Origin of the sequence: Adhaeribacter pallidiroseus (assembly GCF_003340495.1) — a bacterium.
In the GTDB taxonomy this organism is placed as follows: domain Bacteria; phylum Bacteroidota; class Bacteroidia; order Cytophagales; family Hymenobacteraceae; genus Adhaeribacter; species Adhaeribacter pallidiroseus.
Window position 1 is genome coordinate 2,277,530 of the sequence record NZ_QASA01000001.1, and the last position, 24,822, is coordinate 2,302,351.

General features: G+C 40.6%; 22 protein-coding genes and 1 tRNA gene. 17 read left to right on the plus strand and 6 right to left on the minus strand.

The genetic code is table 11. The features are described 5' to 3' along the window. The first annotated feature begins 6 nt into the window (after positions 1-6). The 12 genes from AHMF7616_RS08945 (at position 7) to AHMF7616_RS09000 (ending at position 12,332) form a co-directional block, all read left to right on the plus strand. Positions 7-741, plus strand: coding sequence for a zinc ribbon domain-containing protein (locus AHMF7616_RS08945; protein WP_115372579.1), 735 nt, complete (start codon positions 7-9; stop codon positions 739-741). A gap of 114 nt (positions 742-855) precedes the next feature. Continuing rightward, positions 856-2,139: an anthranilate synthase component I family protein gene (locus AHMF7616_RS08950; protein WP_115372580.1), complete on the plus strand. Its 1,284-nt coding sequence runs from the start codon at positions 856-858 to the stop codon at positions 2,137-2,139. A 66-nt stretch (positions 2,140-2,205) separates the two neighbouring features. Continuing rightward, positions 2,206-2,847 carry a hypothetical protein gene (locus tag AHMF7616_RS08955; protein WP_115372581.1) on the plus strand — a complete coding sequence of 214 codons (642 nt, stop codon included), beginning with the start codon at positions 2,206-2,208 and terminating at the stop codon, positions 2,845-2,847. A gap of 249 nt (positions 2,848-3,096) precedes the next feature. Next, positions 3,097-4,527 (plus strand): tRNA (N6-isopentenyl adenosine(37)-C2)-methylthiotransferase MiaB, encoded by a 1,431-nt coding sequence (gene miaB / locus AHMF7616_RS08960; RefSeq protein WP_115372582.1) that lies wholly within the window; start codon positions 3,097-3,099, stop codon positions 4,525-4,527. 59 nt (positions 4,528-4,586) lie between these two features. Beyond that, complete coding sequence (locus AHMF7616_RS08965; RefSeq protein ID WP_115375520.1) at positions 4,587-5,852, plus strand: sigma-54 interaction domain-containing protein; 1,266 nt, start codon at positions 4,587-4,589, stop codon at positions 5,850-5,852. Then, a complete protein-coding gene (gene lptE / locus AHMF7616_RS08970) occupies positions 5,839-6,360 on the plus strand; it encodes an LPS assembly lipoprotein LptE (protein ID WP_233507416.1) in 522 nt (173 codons plus the stop codon). The genes AHMF7616_RS08965 and lptE overlap by 14 nt, the downstream gene beginning before the upstream one ends. Positions 6,361-6,497: 137 nt before the next feature. Continuing rightward, on the plus strand, positions 6,498-7,943 hold the full coding sequence (locus AHMF7616_RS08975; RefSeq protein WP_147275638.1) for a hypothetical protein: 1,446 nt from the start codon (positions 6,498-6,500) through the stop codon (positions 7,941-7,943). Between the two features lie 3 nt (positions 7,944-7,946). Further along, complete coding sequence (secG, locus tag AHMF7616_RS08980; protein WP_115372584.1) at positions 7,947-8,378, plus strand: preprotein translocase subunit SecG; 432 nt, start codon at positions 7,947-7,949, stop codon at positions 8,376-8,378. A gap of 304 nt (positions 8,379-8,682) precedes the next feature. Further along, positions 8,683-8,973: a co-chaperone GroES gene (gene groES, locus AHMF7616_RS08985; protein ID WP_115372585.1), complete on the plus strand. Its 291-nt coding sequence runs from the start codon at positions 8,683-8,685 to the stop codon at positions 8,971-8,973. Between the two features lie 67 nt (positions 8,974-9,040). Next, positions 9,041-10,681, plus strand: a complete 1,641-nt coding sequence (gene groL, locus AHMF7616_RS08990) for a chaperonin GroEL (protein WP_115372586.1) — start codon at positions 9,041-9,043, stop codon at positions 10,679-10,681. A gap of 554 nt (positions 10,682-11,235) precedes the next feature. Next, positions 11,236-11,727 (plus strand): helix-turn-helix domain-containing protein, encoded by a 492-nt coding sequence (locus tag AHMF7616_RS08995; RefSeq protein WP_147275639.1) that lies wholly within the window; start codon positions 11,236-11,238, stop codon positions 11,725-11,727. A gap of 2 nt (positions 11,728-11,729) precedes the next feature. Continuing rightward, positions 11,730-12,332, plus strand: coding sequence for an IS630 family transposase (locus AHMF7616_RS09000; protein ID WP_115372588.1), 603 nt, complete (start codon positions 11,730-11,732; stop codon positions 12,330-12,332). Positions 12,333-12,474: 142 nt separating this feature from the next. On the opposite strand, the gene AHMF7616_RS09005 is transcribed toward AHMF7616_RS09000, so the two are convergent. Next, positions 12,475-13,977, minus strand: a complete 1,503-nt coding sequence (locus AHMF7616_RS09005) for a peptide MFS transporter (protein WP_115372589.1) — start codon at positions 13,975-13,977, stop codon at positions 12,475-12,477. A gap of 220 nt (positions 13,978-14,197) precedes the next feature. On the opposite strand from AHMF7616_RS09005, the gene AHMF7616_RS09010 reads away from it, so the two are divergent. Beyond that, the gene (locus AHMF7616_RS09010; RefSeq protein ID WP_115372590.1) at positions 14,198-14,914 is read left to right on the plus strand and encodes a 16S rRNA (uracil(1498)-N(3))-methyltransferase; all 717 of its coding nucleotides are present in this window, start codon (positions 14,198-14,200) and stop codon (positions 14,912-14,914) included. A 10-nt stretch (positions 14,915-14,924) separates the two neighbouring features. Then, on the plus strand, positions 14,925-15,587 hold the full coding sequence (locus tag AHMF7616_RS09015) for a DUF4159 domain-containing protein (RefSeq protein WP_115372591.1): 663 nt from the start codon (positions 14,925-14,927) through the stop codon (positions 15,585-15,587). A 10-nt stretch (positions 15,588-15,597) separates the two neighbouring features. Here AHMF7616_RS09015 and AHMF7616_RS09020 read toward each other — a convergent pair whose 3' ends face one another. Beyond that, positions 15,598-16,095: a hypothetical protein gene (locus tag AHMF7616_RS09020; RefSeq protein WP_115372592.1), complete on the minus strand. Its 498-nt coding sequence runs from the start codon at positions 16,093-16,095 to the stop codon at positions 15,598-15,600. A 189-nt stretch (positions 16,096-16,284) separates the two neighbouring features. Between AHMF7616_RS09020 and smc the strand changes: the two genes are divergently transcribed. Further along, entirely contained in the window at positions 16,285-19,812 is a 3,528-nt protein-coding gene (gene smc, locus AHMF7616_RS09025; protein ID WP_115372593.1) for a chromosome segregation protein SMC, read from the plus strand. 121 nt (positions 19,813-19,933) lie between these two features. Here the strand turns inward: smc and AHMF7616_RS09030 are convergent, their stop codons facing one another. From AHMF7616_RS09030 to AHMF7616_RS09045, 4 genes are all read right to left on the minus strand, one after another. After that, complete coding sequence (locus tag AHMF7616_RS09030) at positions 19,934-20,482, minus strand: lysophospholipid acyltransferase family protein (protein ID WP_115372594.1); 549 nt, start codon at positions 20,480-20,482, stop codon at positions 19,934-19,936. A gap of 216 nt (positions 20,483-20,698) precedes the next feature. After that, on the minus strand, positions 20,699-21,457 hold the full coding sequence (locus tag AHMF7616_RS09035; RefSeq protein WP_115372595.1) for a patatin-like phospholipase family protein: 759 nt from the start codon (positions 21,455-21,457) through the stop codon (positions 20,699-20,701). 3 nt (positions 21,458-21,460) lie between these two features. Continuing rightward, complete coding sequence (locus tag AHMF7616_RS09040; protein ID WP_115372596.1) at positions 21,461-22,303, minus strand: MBL fold metallo-hydrolase; 843 nt, start codon at positions 22,301-22,303, stop codon at positions 21,461-21,463. 160 nt (positions 22,304-22,463) lie between these two features. Continuing rightward, entirely contained in the window at positions 22,464-23,414 is a 951-nt protein-coding gene (locus tag AHMF7616_RS09045) for an acetyl-CoA carboxylase carboxyltransferase subunit alpha (RefSeq protein ID WP_115372597.1), read from the minus strand. 221 nt (positions 23,415-23,635) lie between these two features. Here AHMF7616_RS09045 and AHMF7616_RS09050 point away from each other — a divergent pair. Both AHMF7616_RS09050 and AHMF7616_RS09055 read left to right on the plus strand, forming a co-directional pair. Beyond that, a tRNA-Asp gene (locus AHMF7616_RS09050) sits at positions 23,636-23,709 on the plus strand. Positions 23,710-23,820: 111 nt separating this feature from the next. Then, positions 23,821-24,735, plus strand: coding sequence for a toll/interleukin-1 receptor domain-containing protein (locus AHMF7616_RS09055; RefSeq protein WP_115372598.1), 915 nt, complete (start codon positions 23,821-23,823; stop codon positions 24,733-24,735). Positions 24,736-24,822 lie beyond the last annotated feature (87 nt).

The following is a 24,822-nucleotide window of genomic DNA, read 5'->3' on the forward strand; positions in this document are numbered from 1 at the left end:
CACTACATGGAAAGTACCGTAGCTAGTAAATTAGAAGCCCTCATGAAGCTTCAGCAAATTGATTCCCAATTAGACGAAATCAGACGTGTTCGGGGAGATTTACCGGAAGAAGTTAGGGACTTGGAAGATGAAATAGCCGGTTACGAAGTTCGGGTAAATAAATTTGACGAAGAGATTGAAGGTTTAAATCAAACGATTGCCGCCCGCAAGCAAGCCATTAAAGATTCCGAAGGTTTAATTCGCAAGTACGAAGACCAACAATCAAACGTCCGCAACAATCGGGAATACGACGCCATTACCAAAGAAATTGAATTACAAAAGCTGGAAATTCAGATTTCGGAGAAAAAAATTAAAGAGGCTTATTACCAAATAGATCAAAAACACCACGATATAGCCGGAACCAAGCAAAAACTGGAAGAACGTAGCAAAGACTTAAATTCGAAAACCGGCGAGTTAAACGTAATTGTTTCGGAAAGTGAAGAAGAAGAACGCCTGTTATTAGCTGACCGAGAAAAAGCGGTAAAAAATATTGAAGAACGGTTATTTAATGCGTATAGCCGGATCCGGCAAAATGTACGCAATGGCTTAGCCGTAGTTACCGTAAAGCGCGATGCCTGCGGAGGTTGCTTTAATACTGTTCCGCCACAACGGCAATCGGATATCGCTTCGCACAAAAAAATTATTGTTTGTGAACATTGCGGACGTATTTTCGCCGATGTAGAACAAAAAGCAGTTATTTAAGTAAATTTTTTTTAAAATTTTTAACAAAAAAGGATGGCCTAGGGTCATCCTTTTTTGTTTTATACCTACTGCTAAATTCAAGAAAGAAATTAAAGTTAAGCTATATTTTTGCGCATGTACCACTTAGAAATTTCACATAAGAATTTACCGGATTCTTTGGCCAATTTTAAAAAAAAAGCTTTAGCCTGGGCAAATTCTTATAAACAGGTTGCTTATTATGAGCCTAATGAGATTGCTTTTCCGCACCACGGATTTAAAAATTTTTTGGCGGTTAGCAATACTTTTTTGCCGATTGACACAAACATAGCTTTACAAGCTCTGCAAACTGAAATTTACCAGCAAAAGCAAATTCTTTGTTGTATTTTAAACTACAATTTAAAAAATCAAATCGAGGATCTTACCAACCCTAACCCCGACTTTATACAATTTCCGACTATTCATTATTTCTACCCGGAAGTACAGCTCTGCTTTCAATCAGAAAAAGTTATCATATACTCTGTTTCCGATAATTGCTTAGGTTTATACCGAGCAATTACGAAACAAGACATTACGGGCAATGTGCAGCTTAATGCCATGGCGTTTAAATCCCGGATTTCAAAAAAAGAATATATAAATCAGGTAAATCAGGTAAAACAAAGAATTTGGGAAGGAGATGTGTACGAACTTAATTTTTGCCAGGAGTTTTATGCATCGGTTTCGGACTTTAACCCCATTACCGCCTTCTTCCATTTAAATAAACTTTCGCCCATGCCCTTTGCTGGCTTTTATAAAGTGCAGGATCGTTATTTACTATGTGCTTCGCCAGAGCGTTTTTTAAAAAAAGATCAGAACACACTCATTTCTCAACCCATAAAAGGTACCATCCGGCGCGGTAACACCGAACCAGAAGATGCGCAGCTCAAACACGAATTAGCCACCAACGAAAAGGAAATTGCCGAAAACATGATGATTATGGATTTGGTGCGAAACGATCTGGCCCGGTGTTCGGTTAAGGGTTCCGTAAAAGTCGAAGAAATGTTTGCCATCTACAGCTTTAGGCAAGTTCACCAGATGATTACAACCATTCAATCCCAAGTGTCCGACAGAACTTCTTTTTCCGATATGATTCGGAGTACCTTTCCAATGGGAAGCATGACGGGAGCGCCTAAATTGGCGGCCTTGCGCTTAATTGATCAATACGAAGCATTTGCCCGTGGCTTATACTCCGGAAGTTTAGGTTACATTTTACCTAACGGGGATTTTGATTTTAATGTAGTTATCCGAAGTATTCAGTATAACAGTATAGCGGGTTATTTATCTTTTGCGGTAGGGAGTGCCATTACTTACGATTCGGACCCGGAAAAGGAGTTTGAAGAATGTTTGTTAAAATCTAAAGCCATTCTTGAAATACTACAATAAAACTTAGGTTTACTATAGTAGAACGGCATAATATTGGTAAATGGTCGAGCGAACCAAAATTTGATCATGAAAAAAATTCTACCCATTTTATTTTTAAGCAGTTCCCTATTTGTAAGCGGTTGTGCTTCATCGTTTAAGAGTATCAATCCAGAAAAAATTTCTTATTCGTACACGAGCAAAGAATCTGAGGTGCAGTATTCGTATGCGTATGATGTACTAGCTATGCAGGGTAACCGGAAATACGTTAAAAAGGAACGGAAGCATGGCTTGCGGGTAGTTGCCGTTAAAATTGTAAATACCACTGAGCAAACCTTGCGGTTAAATGACAATTTAAAATTAATGGTGGGCAACAATCAAACAGTGCCGGTAGCCCCCACCATTGCCGCCAGAGAACTAAAACAAGGCGTGCCTATTTACTTACTTTACCTACTTTTAAATTTTACCGTTGGGGGCACTCAAACCACTACGAACGGCGTAACCACTACCACTGGAGGCAATTACATACCTAGTGGGCCATTTATTGCCGGTGGAAACATGATTGTAGCAGCAACCGCAAATAAGAATTTAAAATCAGAATTGCTACGATATAATTTAACAGATAAGGACATTGCTCCTGGCCAAACTGTATACGGTTTAGTCACTATTCATTCTTTAACAGCTGATCCAATTCGTTTTGAATTAAACACTACTCAGTTAAGCAGTAAATAGATTATATCAGCTTCATTATCATCAACAATCAGCGTAATTTTACTTTAACAATTAAGTGGTATTTAATGAGGATCACCATTAATTAGTTTAGATTAAACTTTAAAATAATATTTCTCCAAACGCCAGGTAAATAATTTACCTGGCGTTTTCGTTTAAACATAAGTATTAATTCCAGAGTTAATATAAGTATAACTGCCATTCTGTCATTTAAAATAAAATTTGTAAATTTGCCTCTTCAAAAATTAGAACATGAATAACTTAGTGGTAGATCTGGATTTTATCGATAATCGAACAGCCGAACAAGCGGCTTGTGAAACCAAGATCAGCGCAGAAACGAATACCGGGCGTTCCCGGAAACTATATATTGAGAGTTACGGCTGCCAGATGAATTTCTCGGACAGTGAGATTGTAACATCTATATTATTTAAAGAAGGTTTTGATACTACTGCCGATATTAATAAAGCAGATGTTGTATTCTTAAATACCTGTTCTATTCGGGAAAAAGCGGAACAAACCGTCCGCCATCGGTTAGTGCATATAAATGGTTTACGGAAACGCCGGCCTGGATTAATCATCGGGGTATTAGGCTGTATGGCCGAACGCTTAAAGAAAAATTTTCTGGAAGAAGAAAAAATAGTGGATTTGGTTGTGGGTCCGGATGCCTATCGGGATTTGCCTAATTTATTAAATGAAGTAGATAATGGCCAAAAAGCCGTAAACGTGCTTTTATCCCGCGAGGAAACGTACGCCGACATTAATCCCATCCGGTTAAATTCCAACGGTGTTTCGGCCTTTGTATCCATTATGCGCGGCTGTAATAACATGTGTTCCTTTTGCGTGGTACCATTTACTCGTGGTCGGGAACGCAGCCGCGATCCTTTTTCCATAATTCGGGAAGTACAAGACTTAGTTGCCAAAGGCTTTAAAGAAGTAACTTTACTGGGCCAAAACGTAGATTCGTACCATTATACTTCCGAAGACAACCTGGTTCAAGTAAATTTTGCCAGTTTACTGGAAAAAGTAGCGCAGGTTAGCTCAGATTTGCGGGTACGTTTTTCTACCTCGCACCCCAAAGACATTACCGATGAAGTATTGTACACTATAAAAAAATACGACAACATTTGTAATTACATTCATTTACCAGTACAAAGCGGTAATTCCCGGATTCTGGATTTAATGAACCGTACCTACGACCGCGATTGGTACCTGAACCGCGTAGATGCCATCCGCAGGATTTTAGGCGAAGACTGCGGTATTTCGTCAGATATGATTACCGGCTTTTGCTCTGAAACCGAAGAAGAACACCAGGATACGCTTTCTTTAATGGATTACGTGCAATACGATTACTCCTATATGTTCTATTACTCGGAACGTCCGGGAACTTTAGCCGCCCGTAAATTAACCGACGATGTGCCTCTCGAAACAAAAAAACGGAGGTTAGCCGAGGTAATCGAAAAACAAAGACAACTTTCACTGCAACGCAACCAAATGGCGCTAAACCAGGTGCATCGAGTTTTAGTAGAAGGTTTTTCTAAAAAATCAAATGAACATTTAAGTGGTCGCAACGATCAAAACAAGGTAGTGGTATTTCCTAAATTGCACTTTAAAAAAGGCGACTACGTGGATGTTTTAATTACGGATTGTTCGGTGGGTACTTTAATGGGAGAACCCCTAATTTAGATTGTTTAACTGATAAACGAAACATCAGGCATGAACAATTTTTAAAATTAATTAATAGGATATTGAATCAATCAGAAATACAAAGTATAAAGCAACGGTTTGGCATAATTGGCAATTCGCCTTTGCTGAATTACGCTATCCAGGTAGCGGCTCAGGTTGCCCCTACCGATATGACGGTGCTCATCACCGGCGAAAGTGGAAGCGGAAAAGAATCTTTTTCGAAAATTATACATTCTTTAAGTCCCCGTAAACACGGTCAGTTTATTGCCATTAACTGCGGCGCAATTCCCGAAGGAACTATCGATTCCGAATTATTTGGCCACGAAAAAGGCTCCTTCACCGGGGCGCAAGAAGCACGCAAAGGTTACTTTGAAGTTACAAGTGGGGGTACTATTTTTTTAGATGAAATTGGCGAAATGCCTTTAGGCACCCAAGCCCGCCTGTTACGGGTACTCGAAAACGGCGAATTTATAAAAGTAGGTTCTTCTAAAGTACAAAAAACGGATGTACGGGTAGTAACGGCTACTAACGTTAACTTATTAAATGCTGTCCGGGATGGTGCTTTTCGTGAAGATTTATATTACCGGTTAAATACGGTACCTATTACGGTACCACCGCTCCGCGAACGGGGTGAGGATGTATACTTGCTATTCCGGAAGTTTGCTTCTGATTTTGCCGAGAAATACCACGTTAAACCGGTTACACTAACCCCAGATGCGGTATTGGAATTGCAGCGTTTCCGCTTCCCGGGCAATATCCGGCAATTAAAAAACATTGCCGAGCAGATTTCAGTGCTGGAATATGATCGCGAAATTGACGGAAACAAATTACGGCATTACTTACCAAAGGAAGAAGTAAGTACTTTACCAATGCTTTTACCGGGCAACCGGGCCGCCGACCAAAACTTTTCGGAACGTGACCTGCTCTACAAAGTATTATTTGACATGAAAAAAGACGTAACCGATTTAAAAAAACTGGTTTACGAATTTATAAGCCCGCAGTCAAATAATGCTAATATTCTGCAAGAGCACAGCCATTTATTCGAAAACCTGGATACCGTTGATCGGCGATCTTATCCCGCTCCGGAACCAGCAGATAACCGGCTTCTACCGGTAAACGACCACACGGATGATTACGAAAAAGTAGAAGACATACCGCACGAAACCGAAGAAGAAACTTTGTCTCTAGAGAGTAAAGAGAAAGAAATGATTTTGAAGGCGCTCAAAAAACATAATAATAAGCGGAAGTATGCGGCCCATGATTTAGGTATATCGGAACGCACACTTTATCGCAAACTGAAACAGTACGACATTGAAGAATTATAATTTAATTATTTCGAGTTTATTTTTCTGGATGGTAATGGCTTTATCCGGTTGTGGCGTTTACTCTTTTACGGGTACTAACATCGATCCTTCCATTAAAACCATGAGTGTGCTTAATTTCGAAAATAATTCCGGACAAGGCCCATCTAATCTCACACAATTAGTAAGCGAAGAATTCCGGGATTATTTTCAAAGGAACACTAATTTAAAATTAATACCACAGAACGGTGATTTGCAATTTGAAGGACAAATTTTATCTTTTAATTTTAGTCCGGCGGCTTTGCAAAAACAAGGGGAAACGGATGTAGCCTCTGTTAACCGACTTACTATCAGTTTGCAGGTGCGCTATAAAAATAACAAAGATTCTAAACAAGATTTTGAACAATCTTTTTCCGCTTTCCGCGATTTTCCCCAAAATCAGAATATTTCGCAAATTGATGATGCCTCTATCCGGCGCATCACCGAGCAATTAGTAATGGACGTTTTTAATAAATCATTGGCTAATTGGTAAAAGGGTTGCAAGTTACAGGTTACCAGTTGAAAGTTTATGGAATAACTACTAATTAAACTTTCTTACCTTTTAACCTTTAATTTCTAACTTCTACTTTTCTAACCTGTAACTTGCAACTGGTAACCTGCAACCCACCTATGAACAAATCAGCTTTACTCCACATGGTGCGCAACGTGTCTGCTCTTTCGGAACAGAATGTGGAAGAACTAGAAAAGCTGGTCCAGAATTTTCCTTATTGCCAAACGGCACATCTACTTATTGCGAAAGCCGCCTACGATAAAGGCAATATGCTGTCGAACCAAAAGTTACGGAAAGCCGCCGCTTATGCCACCAACCGGCAATTACTCAAAAAGCTAATTTACACAACAGATGCAGCAGTACCATTAACGGTAGTTGAAGAGTTCAAAAATCAGTTTCAAGCTCAAGCAGTTGCTGGCAAATATGCGAATGATGGCTCTGAAGCAGCACTACTATCTCCTGTAAACCAGGACGAGGAAGCAATTTCTAGTTCCATCAATGCTGAAAATTCAAATTTAGACTCAGAAACCACCGCGGAGGATTTAAAACCGATAGTTGGTAAAAGTGTAGAATTTATTGCGTCATCCAATTCGCCTCAAACTATAGAACCAGAATTAGAACCAAATGAAGATGAAACGAATGAGCCAGATAGTACAGCGATAACTCCTTTCACCGAAACAGAAAAAGATAATACAGAACCAGTTGAATTAGCTGAAATTGATGAACCTGAATATAATTTAATTGAACCACAAACTGCCAATCCGGAGGAAGAAATAAGATTCTTACCTAATTTAGAGCCTGCTTATACTTTAACCTTGTCTGAACTGGAAGAAATGCTGCAGGTTGAAAAATGGACAAGCTCTGTTGATGCTTCCGAACCTGTAATTTCAGAATCCCAGGAGGAGGACATACCTGTTATTGAAGTAGAAATACCAAAATCTACTGCGCCTACCGAAATAATCCGGTACGAATTAGAAGTGCCGGAAGAGATGGAAGAAACTGCTTTCGACCAGACATTAGCCAATTTCGATTCGTATTTATTTAAACCTGAAAAAGACGAATTTTTTAATAGTGAATTAATACCTGCTACCACGGAAGAATTTATTCGGGAAGTGTATCTGTCCAATCAGTTAGGGTACTGGATGGGATCTAGCCGTTTAGGCGAATTACTGCAAGTAAAAGATGAGCTCACCCAACACACACCTCTGCAATTTTACCCGGATTTAATCTTAGAATATAGCAAACAAAATTACCTCACTCCGACCGATCCGCCCAAAACTACCCCGGCCAACCGGCAGTTTGAAATTATTGATCAGTTTTTAAAAGCAAATCCAAAATTAAAAGCATTTTCAAACGAAAAAATGCGCGCCGAGCCGCTCGATGATTTAGCCTTTAAGAGCACTAAAAATACAAAAAATTTGGCTTCGGAGAACTTGGCAAATATTATGGTGCAACAAGGAAAAATTAAAAAAGCCATTAAAATTTATGAGCACCTGATAGTGAAAATACCGGAAAAAAGAGCTTACTTTGCAGCTCAAATTGAAAAACTAAGAAATCAGATATAGTATATGTACATTGCCTTACTTTGCTTAATAATTTTTGTTTGCGTGCTGTTGATATTGGTAGTTTTATCTCAGAATTCAAAAGGTGGTGGCTTATCCAGCCAATTTGGCGCGGGTTCCAGCCAGTTGATGGGTGTTAAAAGAACCGGCGATTTACTTGAAAAATTAACCTGGGGCTTAGCAATTGGCTTGGTGCTGCTTACTTTAACGTCACATATTATTTTAGATACTACGGGCAATGCCGTACAATCCAGAAGCATTAACATCGAAAAGGCCCAACAAGACAGACCAGCTGCTACGGCACCGGCCATTCCACCGGTTGGTAATGGAACTACGCCTCCGGCTGGTTCTAACAACGCGGCTCCGGCTGGTACGGCTACCCCGGCACAACAACCGGCTGTAAGCACTCCCGGTGTTACACTTGATTCTACCAAATAATAAATAGATCAGTTATTATTCTCTACCGGTATTGCCCGCCGCAATACCGGTATTTTTTTGCTACTTTTTACAGTAACTTAAGTCAGTTTTTTAAATTTTATGTCAGCTTTACTTACCAACTGACAGCGCCAGCCTGACAATTGTGGCAGAAGCGAGCTAAAATAAACTGAAAATTTGACGATTAAGAATCAAAAAACACCTTGGCACAGGAAATGTAGCAGTGCTTCACGCGAGTAAAGCTAAAGGCTTTGTTTCAGATGAACTTAATAAAACATTCATATCTACTTTAAACTATAGAAAACCTATGGCAATTAACATTAAACCATTAGCAGACAGAGTAATTGTTGCTCCGGCAGCAGCAGAAGAAAAAACCAAATCAGGTATTATTATTCCGGACACTGCCAAAGAAAAACCGCAACGCGGCGAGATAGTGGCAGTAGGCGAAGGTAAAGTATCGGAGCAGGGTGTTCTGGTAAAACCACAATTGCAAGTAGGCGACCAAGTACTTTATGGGAAATATGCTGGAACCGAAATTACAGTGGATGGCCAGGATTACCTGATTATGCGTGAATCTGATATTTTTGCGGTAGTTTAAGTTAACCGTACTTTTATCTGTAATTTATTATAAGAACTATTTTTAAATTTTTTAAAAAATTAAAATTATGGCTAAGAACATTTCGTTTGATACCGATGCCCGTAATAAAATTAAAGTTGGTGTAGATAAGCTGGCCAACGCTGTTAAAGTTACTCTCGGACCGAAAGGCCGGAACGTAGTAATTGACAAAAAGTTCGGGGCTCCTGCTATTACGAAAGATGGAGTTACTGTAGCAAAAGAAATTGAATTGAAAGACCCAATCGAAAACATGGGTGCTCAGTTAGTAAAAGAAGTTGCTTCTAAAACTGCCGACCAAGCGGGTGATGGTACCACTACTGCTACCGTTCTGGCGCAAGCTATTTACACCGCTGGCTCTAAAAACGTGGCTGCCGGTGCTAACCCAATGGACCTGAAAAGAGGTATTGACAAAGCGGTAACTGCGGTAGTTGAGAACCTGCGTACCCAGTCCAAAAAAATTGAAAATTCCAGCGAAATTCAGCAAGTAGGTACTATTTCAGCTAACAACGACGCCGAAATTGGTAAAATGATTGCCGATGCGATGGACAAAGTTGGTAAAGATGGTGTAATTACCGTAGAAGAAGCCAAAGGTACTGAAACCGAAGTGAAAACGGTAGAAGGTATGCAGTTCGACCGCGGTTACTTATCGCCTTACTTTGTAACTAACCCAGAGAAGATGGAAGCTGATTTAGACAACGCTTTCATTTTAATCTACGATAAAAAAGTGTCTACCATGAAAGAATTGCTGCCGGTTTTAGAGCAAGTAGTTCAAACGGGTAAACCTTTAGTAATTATTGCCGAAGATGTGGATGGCGAAGCTTTAGCTACGCTGGTGGTTAACAAGCTGCGTGGTTCATTAAAAATTGCTGCAGTTAAAGCTCCCGGATTCGGCGACCGTCGGAAAGCTATGCTGGAAGATATTGCCGTATTAACCGGTGGTCAGGTAATTTCCGAAGAAAGAGGCTTTAAATTAGAAAACGCCAGCTTAGATTATTTAGGTCAAGCTGAAAAAATTATCATAGACAAAGACAATACTACTATTGTTAATGGTAAAGGTGAGAAAGCCGAAATAACTGGCCGTATTGCGCAAATTAAAGCGCAAATGGAAACCACTACTTCCGACTACGACCGCGAAAAATTACAAGAGCGCTTAGCTAAATTATCGGGTGGTGTGGCTATTCTTTACATTGGTGCTTCTACCGAAGTAGAAATGAAAGAAAAGAAAGACCGGGTAGATGATGCTTTACACGCGACTCGCGCTGCCGTAGAAGAAGGTGTAGTAGCTGGTGGTGGGGTGGCTCTGGTGCGGGCAATCGAAATTCTAAAAGACGTACAAGTAGAAAACGACGACCAATTAACTGGGGTAAATATTATCCGTACGGCACTGGAAGCTCCGCTTCGGACTATCGTATCTAACGCCGGTGGCGAAGGTTCGGTAATTATCCAAAAAGTACGCGACGGTAAAGATGACTTTGGTTACAATGCCCGCGAAGACAAATTTGAAAATTTGTTCGCTGCTGGTATTATTGACCCAACTAAAGTTACTCGTTTAGCTTTGGAAAACGCAGCTTCAATTGCCGGTATGTTATTAACTACCGACTGCGTAATCTCTGACGAACCAGAAGAAGAAAAAGCAGGTGCAGGTGCTGGTATGCCAGGTGGCATGGGCGGCATGGGCGGCATGATGTAATCTAATCGCTTTTTTCCCTAAATAAGAAAGCCTCCGAAAATTCGGAGGCTTTCTTATTTATAATCCGCTTGTGGCCTATTTACTAAAATAACTTTTGTAAGCATTTTGGTAAATAATTTCAAATTTTTAAAAATGACTATCAGTACTTTCCTTTTCAAACAACCCTTACGAATAATAAAAACGCTAGTTCTTTGATTTCGATTTTAATATTATGCGGAGCAGTCTCATCTCCTCCAAAATAAGGAAATAATTTATACTTATCAGAAGTACCCGAACAACCGCGCGACATTTCCATCTGTTGCCCGTTTAACTTAAAAATGTACGTGTTATCAGTAGCTTCCAGTTCAACTCGTAGGCTTTGTTTAAGTCAACAGACGTAATAAACGTTTCCCTTCTTTGTTGATTTGCATAAGTATAAGCCAGAATTTCTATCTGATAATTTAAAACTTGAACAAGGTTAAACAGGTCTCAGTTCTTTAACAAACAATCCGTTTTGTTATAGTTATACCAGATAGTAATAAGAACTTTCCATATTTTAGAAATGTTTGGTTTGCATGGGAAGAGTAAAGAAAATAGAGATCCAGGAGAGTGCGTCAGCGTTGCTGGAGTTGATGCAGCAGGAAAAGCGGGCTTTGGTGCAAGCGCGTTTGCAGGCCTTGTATTTATATAAAAGCGGGCAAGCGTCGGATTATGCCACTATCAGCCAGCAGGTGGGCTATGAGCGACACACCATTGGCAAATGGTTTAGCCAGTATGAACAAAAAGGTTTAGCCGCTTGCCAGGCTTTGGAGATGGGGAAGCACTCCGGTTCGCGCATCAGCGGGCCAGCCTTGGCAGAACTTACAGAAAAGCTTAACAGTACGACGGATTACTTTACTTCTTACAAGCAGATTCACCAGTGGCTGCAAGAAGCACATGGTATTCTGCTAAGCTATGAACACGTGCACCGCTTTGTACGCTACTACTTGGGAGCCAAGCTCAAAGTAGTCCGCAAAAGTAACCTGAAGAAAGATGTGGCTTACGAAGAGAAGTATAAAAAAAAGTAAACGTGCTCTTATCTTTTCTGCTCCAACGCTACTATGGGCCTTTAGCCCGAGCCGGGAAAGTGAATAGCTGGAAAGTGTACTTTCAGGATGAGAGCCGGTTTGGTTTGATGACCGTCTTGCGCCGGGCCATTACCCGAGCCGGAGTGAAGCCAGTGGGCGCTTACCAGCACCGTTTTATTTACCGCTACTGTTATGGGTTAGTAGAGCCCCTCTCGGGGGATAAGTTTTTTGTCACCGCGCCGCAAGTCAACACCCTGTTTTTTGAGTATCTGCTCCAGGAGTTTTCCCGCCACGAGCCATCCGTATACAAAATCATTTTCTTGGATAAAGCCGGCTACCATCGGGCCAAACACTTGCAAGTGCCCGAGAATATCCGCCTGGTGTACCTGCCCTCTTCCAACCCGGAACTCAACCCTATCGAAAGGTTCTGGCGGGATATGAAAGATAAAGTTGCTTTTCGCAACTTTCCGGATGAATCAGCGCTGGAAACCTGGATCAACACCACCATTAACAACTACTCCAAAGAACACATTGCTTCGCTAACTGGCTACGAGTATATTCTCCAGGCCGTCTCGCACGCTAAAAATGCTATGGAAGTATCTTAATACTATTCGGTATTATATATATGCAATATAATCCTTGTGTTATTCCATTTTTAAATTTTTAACTAGTATCCATCCACTTAAAACAAGAAAGCCGGCTGATTTTTACTCCAACCGGCTTTTCAGCTTTAAAAAGTTTGTAGCATCAGGCCGGAGCGTTCATCATTTTCACGAGCTTGCGGTTTACTAAAAATAAAATTAAAGAAGCAACGGCGCCTGCAAACACGAAAACCATAAAGAAGCTATATAAATCTGTGATTTCGTAACCAAATAATTGGGGCGCGGGTTTACCAGCTTCCGGATACAAACTGCTCATAAAACCGGCCAGGTAGTTTGCCGCAGCGTTAGCCAAAAACCAAACGGCCATTAATAAAGAGCTAAACTTTAAAGGCGCTAGTTTATTTACCAGGGATAAGCCAATCGGAGATAAACACAACTCGCCAATGGAGTGCAGAAAGTACAAACCTACCAAGAAAAACATACTAACTTTTACGCCCGGTTGTAAATCATTCACCCCAAAACACATTACCAAATAGCCTAAGGCTAACAAAGCTAAACCAATGGCCATTTTCATCGGTGAAGGCGGTTCCTGCCCTCTTTTACCTAAGGCAGTCCACAGCAAAGCCATTAATGGGGCGCAGGTAACAATAAAAAAAGCATTTAAATTTTGAAAAATACTAGCCGGTAAGGTATAATTAAAAATGGTCCGGTCCATTTGCTCATCGGCGAAGAAAGTAAGCGAGGCGGGCGCCTGCTCAAAGGCGGCCCAGAAAAATACCACAAAAAATGCTACCGTAAAAATAACGTATACCCGTTGCCGGTCGCCGGCGGTTAACGACTTATCTAATAAAATTAAGGCGGCAATGCCTAAAGCCGAAAGAATTAATAAAGGCATTATTACGGGCAAAGTGGTAGTATCTAACCATAGAAAGCCTAAGGCTAAAGCCAGCATTACCGGCAAAATGGCAAAAACACCTTTTACGCCCGGCGAAGAAATCGGGGTATTCCCTACTTGCTCTCCTTCCGGGGTATGCAGGTATTTATTTTTTCCCCATTGAAAAAGCCCAGTCCCTAAAACCATGGCAATGCCGCAAGCTAAAAAAGCCCAACGGAAATCTTCTGGTCGGCCAGTATCCCCAATTAGGCTAGTTATAGTATTGCCAATAAAAGAACCCAGATTAATTCCCATGTAAAAAATAGTGTAAGCGGCATCGCGCCGTTTATCAGTGGAGGTATAAAGTGTACCCACCATGGAGGATATATTAGGTTTAAAAAAACCGTTCCCGATAATCATACCGCCCAAACCTAAATAAAGTAAGCCCTGCCCCAGCGGCGTACCATAGGCACTACCAGCCGCAAATAAAATAAACTGCCCCACGGCCATTAAAATACCACCTACTAGTATGGAGCGGCGATTGCCCCAGTATCTATCCGAAATATAGCCCCCAATGAGCGGCGTTAAGTATATCAAACTGGTATAACCCCCGTAAAACTTAGAAGCAAAAGCTTTGTCCATCAGCATCGCTTTTGTTAGAAAAAGCACCAGCACCGCCCGCATGCCGTAATAGCTAAATCGCTCCCACATCTCCGTAGCGAAAAGCAGATATAAACCTTTTGGGTGCCCTTCGGCTTTTAAAGTTTGTTCCATGTAATAATTTTAAAAAAATTTAAAAAATATCCGATTTTGAAGAAAGTAAATCTACAATCTACCGTTCATTTCTACAACTTTATTAAATTTCTAATAAACCGAAAAGAGTACTTTTAAAAGAATGGTAGAAGTTAGGTGCAATCCCCAATTTTAACCGTCCTTTTTTACCTGGAGACTGGCGGTAAATAGATCAACTTTTAAATAAATTTAAAAAATTAGTATGCATCTCTTTTTCACACCCGATTTAAATTCCGAGACCTACACTTTAAACGAAGACGAATCGAAACACAGCATTCGGGTTTTACGATTAAGCCAAGGCGACACTATAAACCTGGTTGATGGGAAAGGTGGGCTTTACACAGCGGTAATCACCGATGCTAATCCTAAAAAATGTGCTTTACAAATTGTAAATCATGTACCAAATTTCGGTAAGCGACCGTTTTACGTACACATTGCGGTAGCTCCCACTAAAAACCTGGACCGGATGGAGTGGTTCGTGGAAAAAGCCGTTGAAATAGGAATTGACGAGATTTCGTTTTTATGCTGCGATCACTCCGAACGAAAAAATTTAAATACCGAACGTTTACAAAAAATCGCCATCAGCGCTATGAAGCAGTCTATCAAAGCGTATTTACCAAAGCTTAACGAACTGCAACCTTTTGCTTCTTTCGTAAACCAGTGCGATGCTTCAGCTACATTTATCGCTCATTTAGAAGATCACAACCGAAAATCCCTGGTTCAAGCAACTGTTAGCCAAAAAAATTGTATATTGATAGGACCGGAAGGCGATTTTTCAGGTCGGGAAATTGAAATGGCGTATAAACAAGGCATTAAGCCAGTAACTTTAGGTCCATCGCGGTTGCGTACCGAAACGGCCGCTTTAGTTGCTTGCCATACTGCCAACTTATTACATGAGATTCAGGTAGCATTACCTTAGTATATATCGTATGAAAAATTTTCTTTGCTCCATTCTTTTGCTTATTGTTTGCTTCGGGAGCGTGCAAGCCCAACAAGCCAGCTTTAAATTGGCTAAATTAAAATACAACGGTGGTGGCGATTGGTACGCCAATAAAACTTCTTTGGGCAATTTAATCCGATTTTGTAACCAAAACCTGCGTATGAATATTTCGCCGGAGGAAGCGGTAGTAGAAGTAGGCAGCCCGGAATTATATTCGTACCCGTTTGTGCACATGACCGGCCACGGCAACGTGGTATTTTCAGAGTCGGAAGCGGAAAATTTAAGAAAATATTTAACCGGCGGGGGCTTTCTGCACATTGATGATAATTACGGCCTCGATAAATTTATCCGAACCGAGATGAAGAAAGTATTTCCGGAATTGGAGTTTGTGGAATTACCTTTTAACCACCCGGTGTATCACCAAAAATTTGAATTTAACAAAGGTTTACCTAAAGTACACGAACACGATAATAAGCCTCCGCAAGGTTTTGGTTTAATTTACCAGGGCCGTTTGGTTTGCTTTTATTCTTACGAATGCGACTTAGGCAATGGCTGGGAAGATCAGGAAGTATACAACGACCCGGAAGAAAAAAGACAATTAGCTTTACAAATGGGCGCCAATTTACTATCCTATGCTCTCACCCAGTTTTAAATTTAAAAAATCAGTAATCTACGCGCCGGTTCAGTATCTCGGAAAGAATAAAAGCGGCCCGCATATTCTTAGGATCTTGTAACAACTTACCATAATTAACTGCTAGTGGAGCAGGAGCAGTTACCCTGGGTTTAGTTTGGCGGGCCAACTCAATGGCCGATGGTTTACGGATTAATTCTTTTGTAGGTGCTGCCCTTGTTTCTAAAGAACGGGCTTTCATTTCGGTATTCTCTAAACTTCTAGGTTCTCGCCTTACCTTTTCAGCTGAACCTTTACTTTCTAAGAAAATGGGTGTAGTGCTTTTCTTTGCCCGGTCGCCGGAGGCCTGCATTTCTTTTAAAATATCCTGGTACGAAGTAGCCGGCGGGGTTGGTACCGGGTAATTCTTTGGATTAGCAGGCCGGTTAGCAGCCGAAGGGTTAGAAGATGAAAAAGCTTTGAGCCACATGCGCACTACCAAAACAATGACGGCCAGTAAAACATAAAAAATCCACTTAAATTCTTCCATTCTTCAAGTTACTACTTTTAAAATTATTTTTTTAAATCTTTCTTTAAAGAGCTGCTCTCGCATTACTTTAGCCTGTTTCCATTAATTTACGAGTAGGGCAAAGCAAAGGCTTGTATAAGCTTCAGCGTTTTTAATACAAGGGAATTAATCGTATTTTTGTTATAAGAGAAAGAATCTATTTACAGTTGAATGCAAGTATCAAAATTAGAAATTAAAGGTTTTAAAAGCTTCGGCGACAAAGTATCTATTAATTTTAATGAAGGAATTACCGGTATTGTGGGACCCAATGGTTGCGGTAAATCTAACATTGTGGACGCCATCCGGTGGGTTTTGGGCGAACAAAAAACCCGGAATCTGCGCTCCGACAAAATGGAAAATGTTATTTTTAACGGCTCTAAAAACCGTAAGCCCCAGCAACTCGCCGAGGTTTCGCTAACCTTCGACAATAACAAAAACATTTTACCCACCGAATACTCCCAGGTAACCGTAACCCGTCGCTACTTCCGGACCGGCGACAGCGAATACCTGCTCAACAACGTTACCTGTCGACTGAAAGACATTACCGATTTATTTTTAGATACGGGCATTGGTTCCGATTCGTACGCCATTATTGAATTAAAAATGGTAGACGAGATTTTGAACGATAAAGATAATTCCCGCCGTACCTTATTCGAAGAGGCTGCCGGTATTTCAAAATTTAAAGTCCGGAAAAAGCAAACCTTGAAAAAGCTCGAAGAAACCGACGCCGACCTGGAACGGGTAGAAGACGTACTTTTTGAAATTAGTAAAAATTTAAAATCCCTGGAAAGGCAGGCCAAATTATACGAGCGCTACATCCGGTTAAAAGAAGAATACAAAACCTACAGCGTAGAATACGCCCGCCGGAATATTGCGCAATACCTGCAATCGCTGGAACGGTTAGATAAAGAATTAGCCAAAGAAGCCAACCAAAAGCAGAATATTGCCCGGGAAACCGAAGAACTGGAACTAGCCTTATTTGAGCAGAAAACCATTTTAAATTTAATTCAGGAACAGTTAGCCGGCGAGCAGCGCAATTTAAGCAACCAAACGGCCCAAATCCGGCAACTGGAAAATGATTTAAAGTTAAAATCCGAACGGATTAACTACTTGAAAGAAAGGCTGCGCACCTTACGGCAACAAATTAATCTGGATACTATCGCCTTGGAGCAAACCCAGGAAAGCATTGCGCAATTACAACAGGAAGGTGAAGCCCTGCACCTCGAGTTTACCGCTTCGGAACAACAAGTAGGTTATAGCCGGCAGGAGCTTGAACAAGCCAACCAGCATAAAACGGTTATTCAAAATACGGCCCAGAATACCGCCAACCAGCAACGGGTAAAACAAAACTTGGTTTTTCAGCTCCGCAAGGATATGGAAATTACCCAGATGCAAATGGTAAACTTAACGAAGGAAATAGACCGGATTGCACTGGCCCAACAAAATGACCAACTGAGCGGCGATAAATACCGGACCGAGTTAGCCGATTTAGAAGAAAGTTTGGAGCGGAAAAACCAGGAGCTAGAACAACTTACGACGCAGGAAAACGAACTGAACGCATCTATCGCGCAAACTGAAGGCGAAATGGCGGAACTGCGCACAGTTTTACAAGATATCAACCGGCAAATAGATGCTAAAAAAAACCAGTACACGCTTACTAAATCATTAGTAGAAAACCTGGAAGGATTTCCGGAAGCGATTAAGTTTTTGTATAAATTTAAAAATTGGCAAAAGCCGGCCCCGCTCCTCTCCGATCTGATCGTTTGCGACCAGAAATACAAAGCTTTAATCGAAAGCTACCTGGAACCCTATATGAATTTTTTTGTGGTGGATACTGTAGAAGATGCTTTAGAAGCTATTCAGCTACTAAATAACCAGAACAAAGGCCGGGCAAATTTTATTATTCTATCGGAGATTGAAGATTTAGAAGCCGAACCCACCGCCTCTACTTCTAAATACAAAGCGGCCTATGAAGTAGTTTCGGCCGCCGAAAAGTACCACAACCTGGTACGCTACATCTTACAAGAAGTATATATTGTAGCGGACCAAGCGCCCGATTATTACAGCCAAGACAACCGCACCTTTATTTTAAAGGATGGGTCTATTATTAAAAAGCCCTTGAGCATTTCGGGTGGTTCCGTGGGATTATTCGATGGGAGCCGCATTGGCCGTAAACAAAATTTAGAAAATCTGACGGCGGAGCTGCAAGAGTTAACCCATAAAGCCGAGTTTATTAAAGTTAAATTGAATACCCAGCAACAGGTTTTGTTGAACTACCGGAATGCCACGCAACAAGTAGCTATTAAGCAGCTTGAAAAAAACGTTACAGCGGTACAACAAGAGTTGATAGCGGTGCGCATCCGGCACGAACAACACGAGCAGTTGCAACAAAACAGCCAGGATAAAGTAGCCGATTTAACCCAACAATTAGAAGAACTACGGTACAAAAGCTACGAACTAGGTCCGCAGGCCGATGAAGAACAGGCAGAGTTAAAAAGGTTGGAAAATGAACTGGAAGCTTTTAACGAATCTTTAGCCCGGCAAAACGAAGTTATTCAGAATATTACTACTGGTTATAACCAGGAAAACATTAAATTCCACCAGCTTAAAAACCGGTTAGGTAGTATTCAGCAGGAAATTAATTACAAGCAAAAATCTTTTGATACCAACCTGGCCCGCCGCAATGCGCAGGAAGAAGAATTAGCGCACTCGGAAGAAGAAATTTATAGTTTAGAAGAATTTATAAAAATTAACTCCGGATTGCTCGAAGAACTAAACGAACAACGGCAGCAGATTGCGCAGCAGTTGGACCAGGTAGAAAAAGAGTATTTTACGGTGCGTGGCGAAATAGAAGCGAAAGATAAAAACATCCGCGATCTGCAACGCAAGCGCCAGAACGCCGACGAGATTGTAGCCAGTGTGCAACAAGCCGCTAACGAAACTACCATTAAGTTAGTGGCCGTGCGGGAGCGTTTGCTGGCCGAATTTAATATTTCGGAAGAAGAAATTATGCAAGCTCCCGACGAAAGTTTGGAGTTAACTACCGAAGATTTAAATAATCAAATAGCCGATATCAAAATTAAACTGGACAATTTAGGACAGGTAAACCCAACGGCCGCGCAGGCTTACGAAGAAATTAACGAACGGCATAATTTTATTAAAGAACAACGTGCCGATTTGTTTCAGGCGAAAGAAGCATTACTGCGAACCATTAACGAGATTGATACCGTAGCCAAGCAAAAATATTTGGATTCGTTCGATTTGATTAAAAACAACTTTGTCCGGGTTTTTCAATCCTTGTTTTCCGAAGATGATACCTGCGATTTAGTGATTGCGGATCCGGCAAATCCTTTAGAATCTAAGATCGAAATTATGGCCCGACCCAAAGGAAAACGGCCCTTAACCATTAACCAATTATCTGGCGGCGAAAAAACGTTAACGGCTATTTCTTTACTGTTTGCTATTTACCTGCTTAAACCGGCTCCGTTTTGTATTTTCGACGAGGTAGACGCGCCACTCGATGATGCCAACATCGATAAATTCAACAACATCGTCAAGAAATTTTCCGGTGAGTCGCAGTTTATTGTGGTTACGCATAACAAACGCACTATGGTTTCGACCGATATAATTTACGGCGTAACCATGCTGGAGCCCGGCGTATCGCGGGTTATTCCGGTGGATTTGAGGCAACTAGCTTAACTTAGATATTCGTTGCGGGTTGTTAGTTGTTAATTATATAAAAAATTTAAAAATTTTAATGATTTAAGAAGGTTCAACAGATGTAACTTATTTAATGAATAACTAGCAACCAACAACTACACTACCGGACACCATTTTCAGGAAACTTTGCGGTTTTGGTACGGTAAAAAGCCTGAATTTCTTCTAAGTCTTTTTCTATGTTACCACTTGGGTAAACCATTGGCCCCACGCCCGCTTCTTTTTTGGCATAATCCAAATAACCCAAGCTTATCGGAACATTAGCCCCTAGCGCTGCATGATAAAAACCACGACGCCACCGAGGCTGGTATTTGCGGGTGCCTTCGGGCGTTATCATGATCACCATTTTTTCATTTTGGTTAAAGATATCCACCATGGTTTGTACCAAGCTATTGTTCTTACTTCGGTCAACGGGTAAGGCACCCATGTATTTAATCCAGGAGCCCACAATGGGCCAGCTCAAGGCTTCTTTTTTAATGGTAAAACGTACATCTACGCCCATTATATAAAAAGCGCAGCGGGCAAATAAAAAATCCCAGTTGCTGGTGTGCGGAGCCGCAATCATCACACATTTTGGCACCTCTTTCGGAAAGCGACCAACTACCTTCCAACCAAAAAACTTCAAGATTAAATGCGATAAAAATTTAGTCATTACCAACTTTCGATTACAGGTCATAATAAAGCCAGTCTTCTTACTTCAGACAGACTGGCTTTCCTGGTTAAAATTAATAAAAATATTATTATAATGTAAATCCGGCAAGATTCAATATTTTAAGGCGTTAATAAATTTTTATTAAACCAATCTCTTCTAAAGCGCCATGTTCAGCGGATGCTCCGGTCTTAAAATTTAAAAAAAATTACTTATAACTTACCCTTTCAGGGAAAGCAATTTATCCGTAAACTGTAAGGTATGCGCGTAACCCGCCTCGAACATTACCCGGGCATTTTTTAAATCGGTTAAACTATAATATTTTAAAGCAGGCGGTTCGATGAGTAAATCGCAAAGAGCTAACCGGGGTTGCACGTTGTTATTAATGGCCAAATGGCTAGTGCGCTCTAAAATACTCCGGAAAGTGCGCAAAGGGGCATGCGGGTTTAATGGGTTTACATGAATGGCTATCTGGAATTCCGTAGTATCCATTAAACATTCAATGGGTAAATTATTAGTCAAGCCGCCATCCACGAGTAAGCAGTTTTGATATTCGTAAGGTGGACAAAGTAAGGGAACCGTGTTGCTAGCCACTAGCGGCTTAATAAGATTGCCCGAAGAAAAGAAAACCGAAATACCTTGCCGCAAATCGGTGGTGCCAATGGTTAAAGGTATTTTTAACGTTTCAAAAGTATGGTTGCCTAAGTATTTAATAAACTCTTTTTCTAATTTAAATAAGGTAATAAGTCCGCGTTTGTTAAAGGCCAGTTTAGCCAAGCGCCAGAAAACGGTATTAGAAACAAATTTAAAAATTTCTTCCGGCGAGTACCCTGCCGCGTAAAAAGCACCCGCAATAGCTCCGGAACTAACCGCCGAAATAGCATGAATGGGAATTTGCAGCTCATCTAATGCTTTTAATGCTCCTAAATGCGCTATACCATGCACGGCCCCTCCCGACAAGGTTAAACCAATTTTCATGCTTTATAAAGTTGCTAACGGAAAAGCTTCTTTTAAACGAACTCCTTTTTCGGTAAGTTGAACGGAGCAGCATTCGTGTACCGGGTCATGTTCCAAAAACAAAATGTATTGTTCGGCAGCGGCAATTTTTAAAAAATGCTCCTTTTCCTGTAAAGTAAGTAACGGCCTGGTATCGTAGCCCATTACGTAGGGCAGAGGCAAATGCCCGACGGATGGCAGTAAATCTGCCATGTAAACCACCTTTTTCTCTTTGTACGCAATTATAGGCAGCATCATTTTGTCGGTATGCCCATCTACGTACAGAATATCGAACTGCGGAAAGGGGGATGATTCTTGCGGATTAATAAATTGCAACTGACCACTTTCCTGAATAGGGCAAATGTTTTCTTTTAAAAAGCTGGCTTTTTCCCGGGCGTTGGGTTGGGTAGCCCATTGCCAATGATCTTGGTTAGACCAATAAGTAGCATTCGGAAAAGTTAACTCGAACGCGGTGCGATTTTGGTTATATTGCACCGCTCCCCCACAATGATCAAAGTGCAGGTGCGTAAGAAAAACATCGGTTATATCGGCAAACTGAAAACCTAATTGGCTTAGTGATTTTTTTAAGGTATCTTCTCCGTGCAGATAGTAATGCGCTAAAAACGCAGCATTTTGCTTGGTTCCAATACCTGTATCAATTAAGATTAATCGATTTCCATCTTCGAGCAACAAGCAACGCATGGCCCAGGCACATAAATTATTTTCATCGGCCGGGTTCGTGCGCTGCCAGATACTTTTGGGTACCACCCCGAACATGGCCCCTCCATCTAATTTAAAAAAACCGGTATTTATGACGTGTAGGCGCAAAAGAGGGTAAGAGTTACAAGTTAAGAGATAAAAATTATGAGTTAAATCTTAAAATACATTCTTTGATTGAAGTTAATGACTTATTCTGTACTCCACTTATCAGTTTACTTGTGTAGGTATCCAGATAAATTTAACTCATAACTTTAAACTCTTAACTCTTTTATAGCTCCTGTATTACGCCCATCGTCGAAAACTTCTCAATGCGTTGCATAATACGTTCTTCGGCGGGGAGGCTGTTTAGTTCCGTTAAGGTTTTTAAGATATGCTTTTTGATGGTACGAATCATTTTTTCGGGTTCGGTATGAGCACCACCGAGTGGTTCTTTAATAATGCCGTCGATTAAGCCATTTTTTTGCATGTCGGTGGCCGTAAGCTTTAAGGCTTCGGCAGCTTGTTCTTTATAATTCCAACTGCGCCACAATATCGAAGAGCAAGATTCCGGAGAAATAACCGAATACCAGGTATTTTCGAGCATGTGCACGCGGTCGCCAATCGCAATACCCAGAGCTCCCCCCGACGCGCCTTCGCCGATAATAATGCAAATTACCGGCACTTTAAGCATAAACATTTCTTTTAAATTACGCGCAATAGCCTCGCCTTGCCCGCGCTCTTCGGCTTCTAAACCGGGGTAAGCGCCCGGCGTATCAATAAAGGTAACAATAGGTTTATTAAATTTTTCGGCCATTTTCATTAACCGGAGCGCTTTGCGGTAACCTTCCGGGTTTGCCATGCCAAAATTGCGTAATTGGCGTTGTTTGGTATTCCGGCCTTTTTGCTGACCGATAAACATAATGGTGTGCCCATCTACTTCGCCAAAGCCGCCCACCATGGCTTTATCATCCGACACATTGCGGTCGCCGTGAAGCTCAATAAAACGGGTGGAAATGCCTTCAATGTAATCTAAAGTATATGGCCGATCCTGGTGGCGTGATAACTGCACCCGCTGCCAGCGCGTTAAGTTGGCGTACGTTTCTTTTTTAAGCGACTTAATTTTGTCTTCCAACGCCTTAACAGCCTCTGAAACATCTACCTGACTTTCAGCGGCCAGTTTTTTCATTTCTTTTAATTTCCCCTCGAGTGATGCAATGGGCTGTTCAAAATCTAAAAGCATACATCCGTGATTAGTTATACTACACAAAGTTAACGGAATCCGTGAATTTAAGTAGGCTCCTGTTTATTTATCTGAAAAAGGCAGAGTAGTTATGGCGCGTGCGCAAAACGAAAAATTTAAAAATATTGCCAAATTATTACCAATAGCACTTGCAGAATAAAAATTAACCCTCTACATTTGCATCACTTTAAAGGAAACACCTGTTGCTCTTTAAAGAAAACGGTCCGGTAGTTCAGTTGGTTAGAATGCCGCCCTGTCACGGCGGAGGTCGCGGGTTCGAGTCCCGTCCGGACCGCATAAGTGCCCTTAGATAGCTTCTAAGGGCACTTTTTTTTTCGGGTGCCAGTTTCGGTGCCAGTTTAATTAAAACTTTGGTCTAACCATTAACCTTCAGATAGTCTTTTATATGGCAACATTAATGGAATATTTTAATGGAGATTTCCATAGCCCAATGATTAATTGTGATAGAGCTGGTAGTTACAATATTAATGGTGAGATTATAAATTTCACATTTAGAGTAATGATAAGCATGGAATTTTCAACCAAATCTCTTGCATTCTACATTCATGAAAGTAAAGACACCATAGATATAATTGGAGATATTCTGAATGATGTCGGAGTGTATATTAATGATGATTCCCTAAAAATTGATTTGAAGGGTGGGCACGTTTCTGATACTAAAGTTGAAGGACTAATTGAAAAAGACTTTAAAAACATTTTTTCAAATAGAATTTATTTTTATTCAGAAACACAATTAGATTCTAAGCAATTATTGCGACTTTATGATTTTGCAGCAGCTAAAGGTTTACTAATAACAATAAGGAGCACAAATTACATGGAAAATAGACAAGCATATGACAAGCCAGTTGCTTTTATATCACATGATTGGAAAGATAAAGATAAAATTGCGCGCCCATTAGCGGAAGGTTTGTCAAAAAGATTATGCTCAGTTTGGTATGACGAATATTCATTAAGGGTCGGTGATAGTTTAAGAGAATCTATTGAAAAGGGAATTAGGGAAGTTGAAAAATGTATAGTTGTTTTAACTAAAAACTACCTAAATAATCATGGTTGGGGCAAGTATGAATTTGATTCTATTTTTACTAGGGAAAGAATTAATAAAGAAAAAATAATCATACCAATATGGTACGGGGTCAAAAAAGAGGATATATTTAAATATTCAACTTCTTTACCCGACACCATAGCTTTAATTTGGCCTTCATTAAAAAATAAAGACGAAGAACAATATAAAAAAGAGGTTGAACAATTAATCAGTAAGCTTCATACTGCCTTAACTGGTAAGTCAGGTGTAGACTATTAAACCTTGTTAAATTTAGAACTTACTAGGTAAAGAATCTAATAAGGTTTTTATAAATTTGCCTCTTCCATAATAGTTTGAATTTCGTTT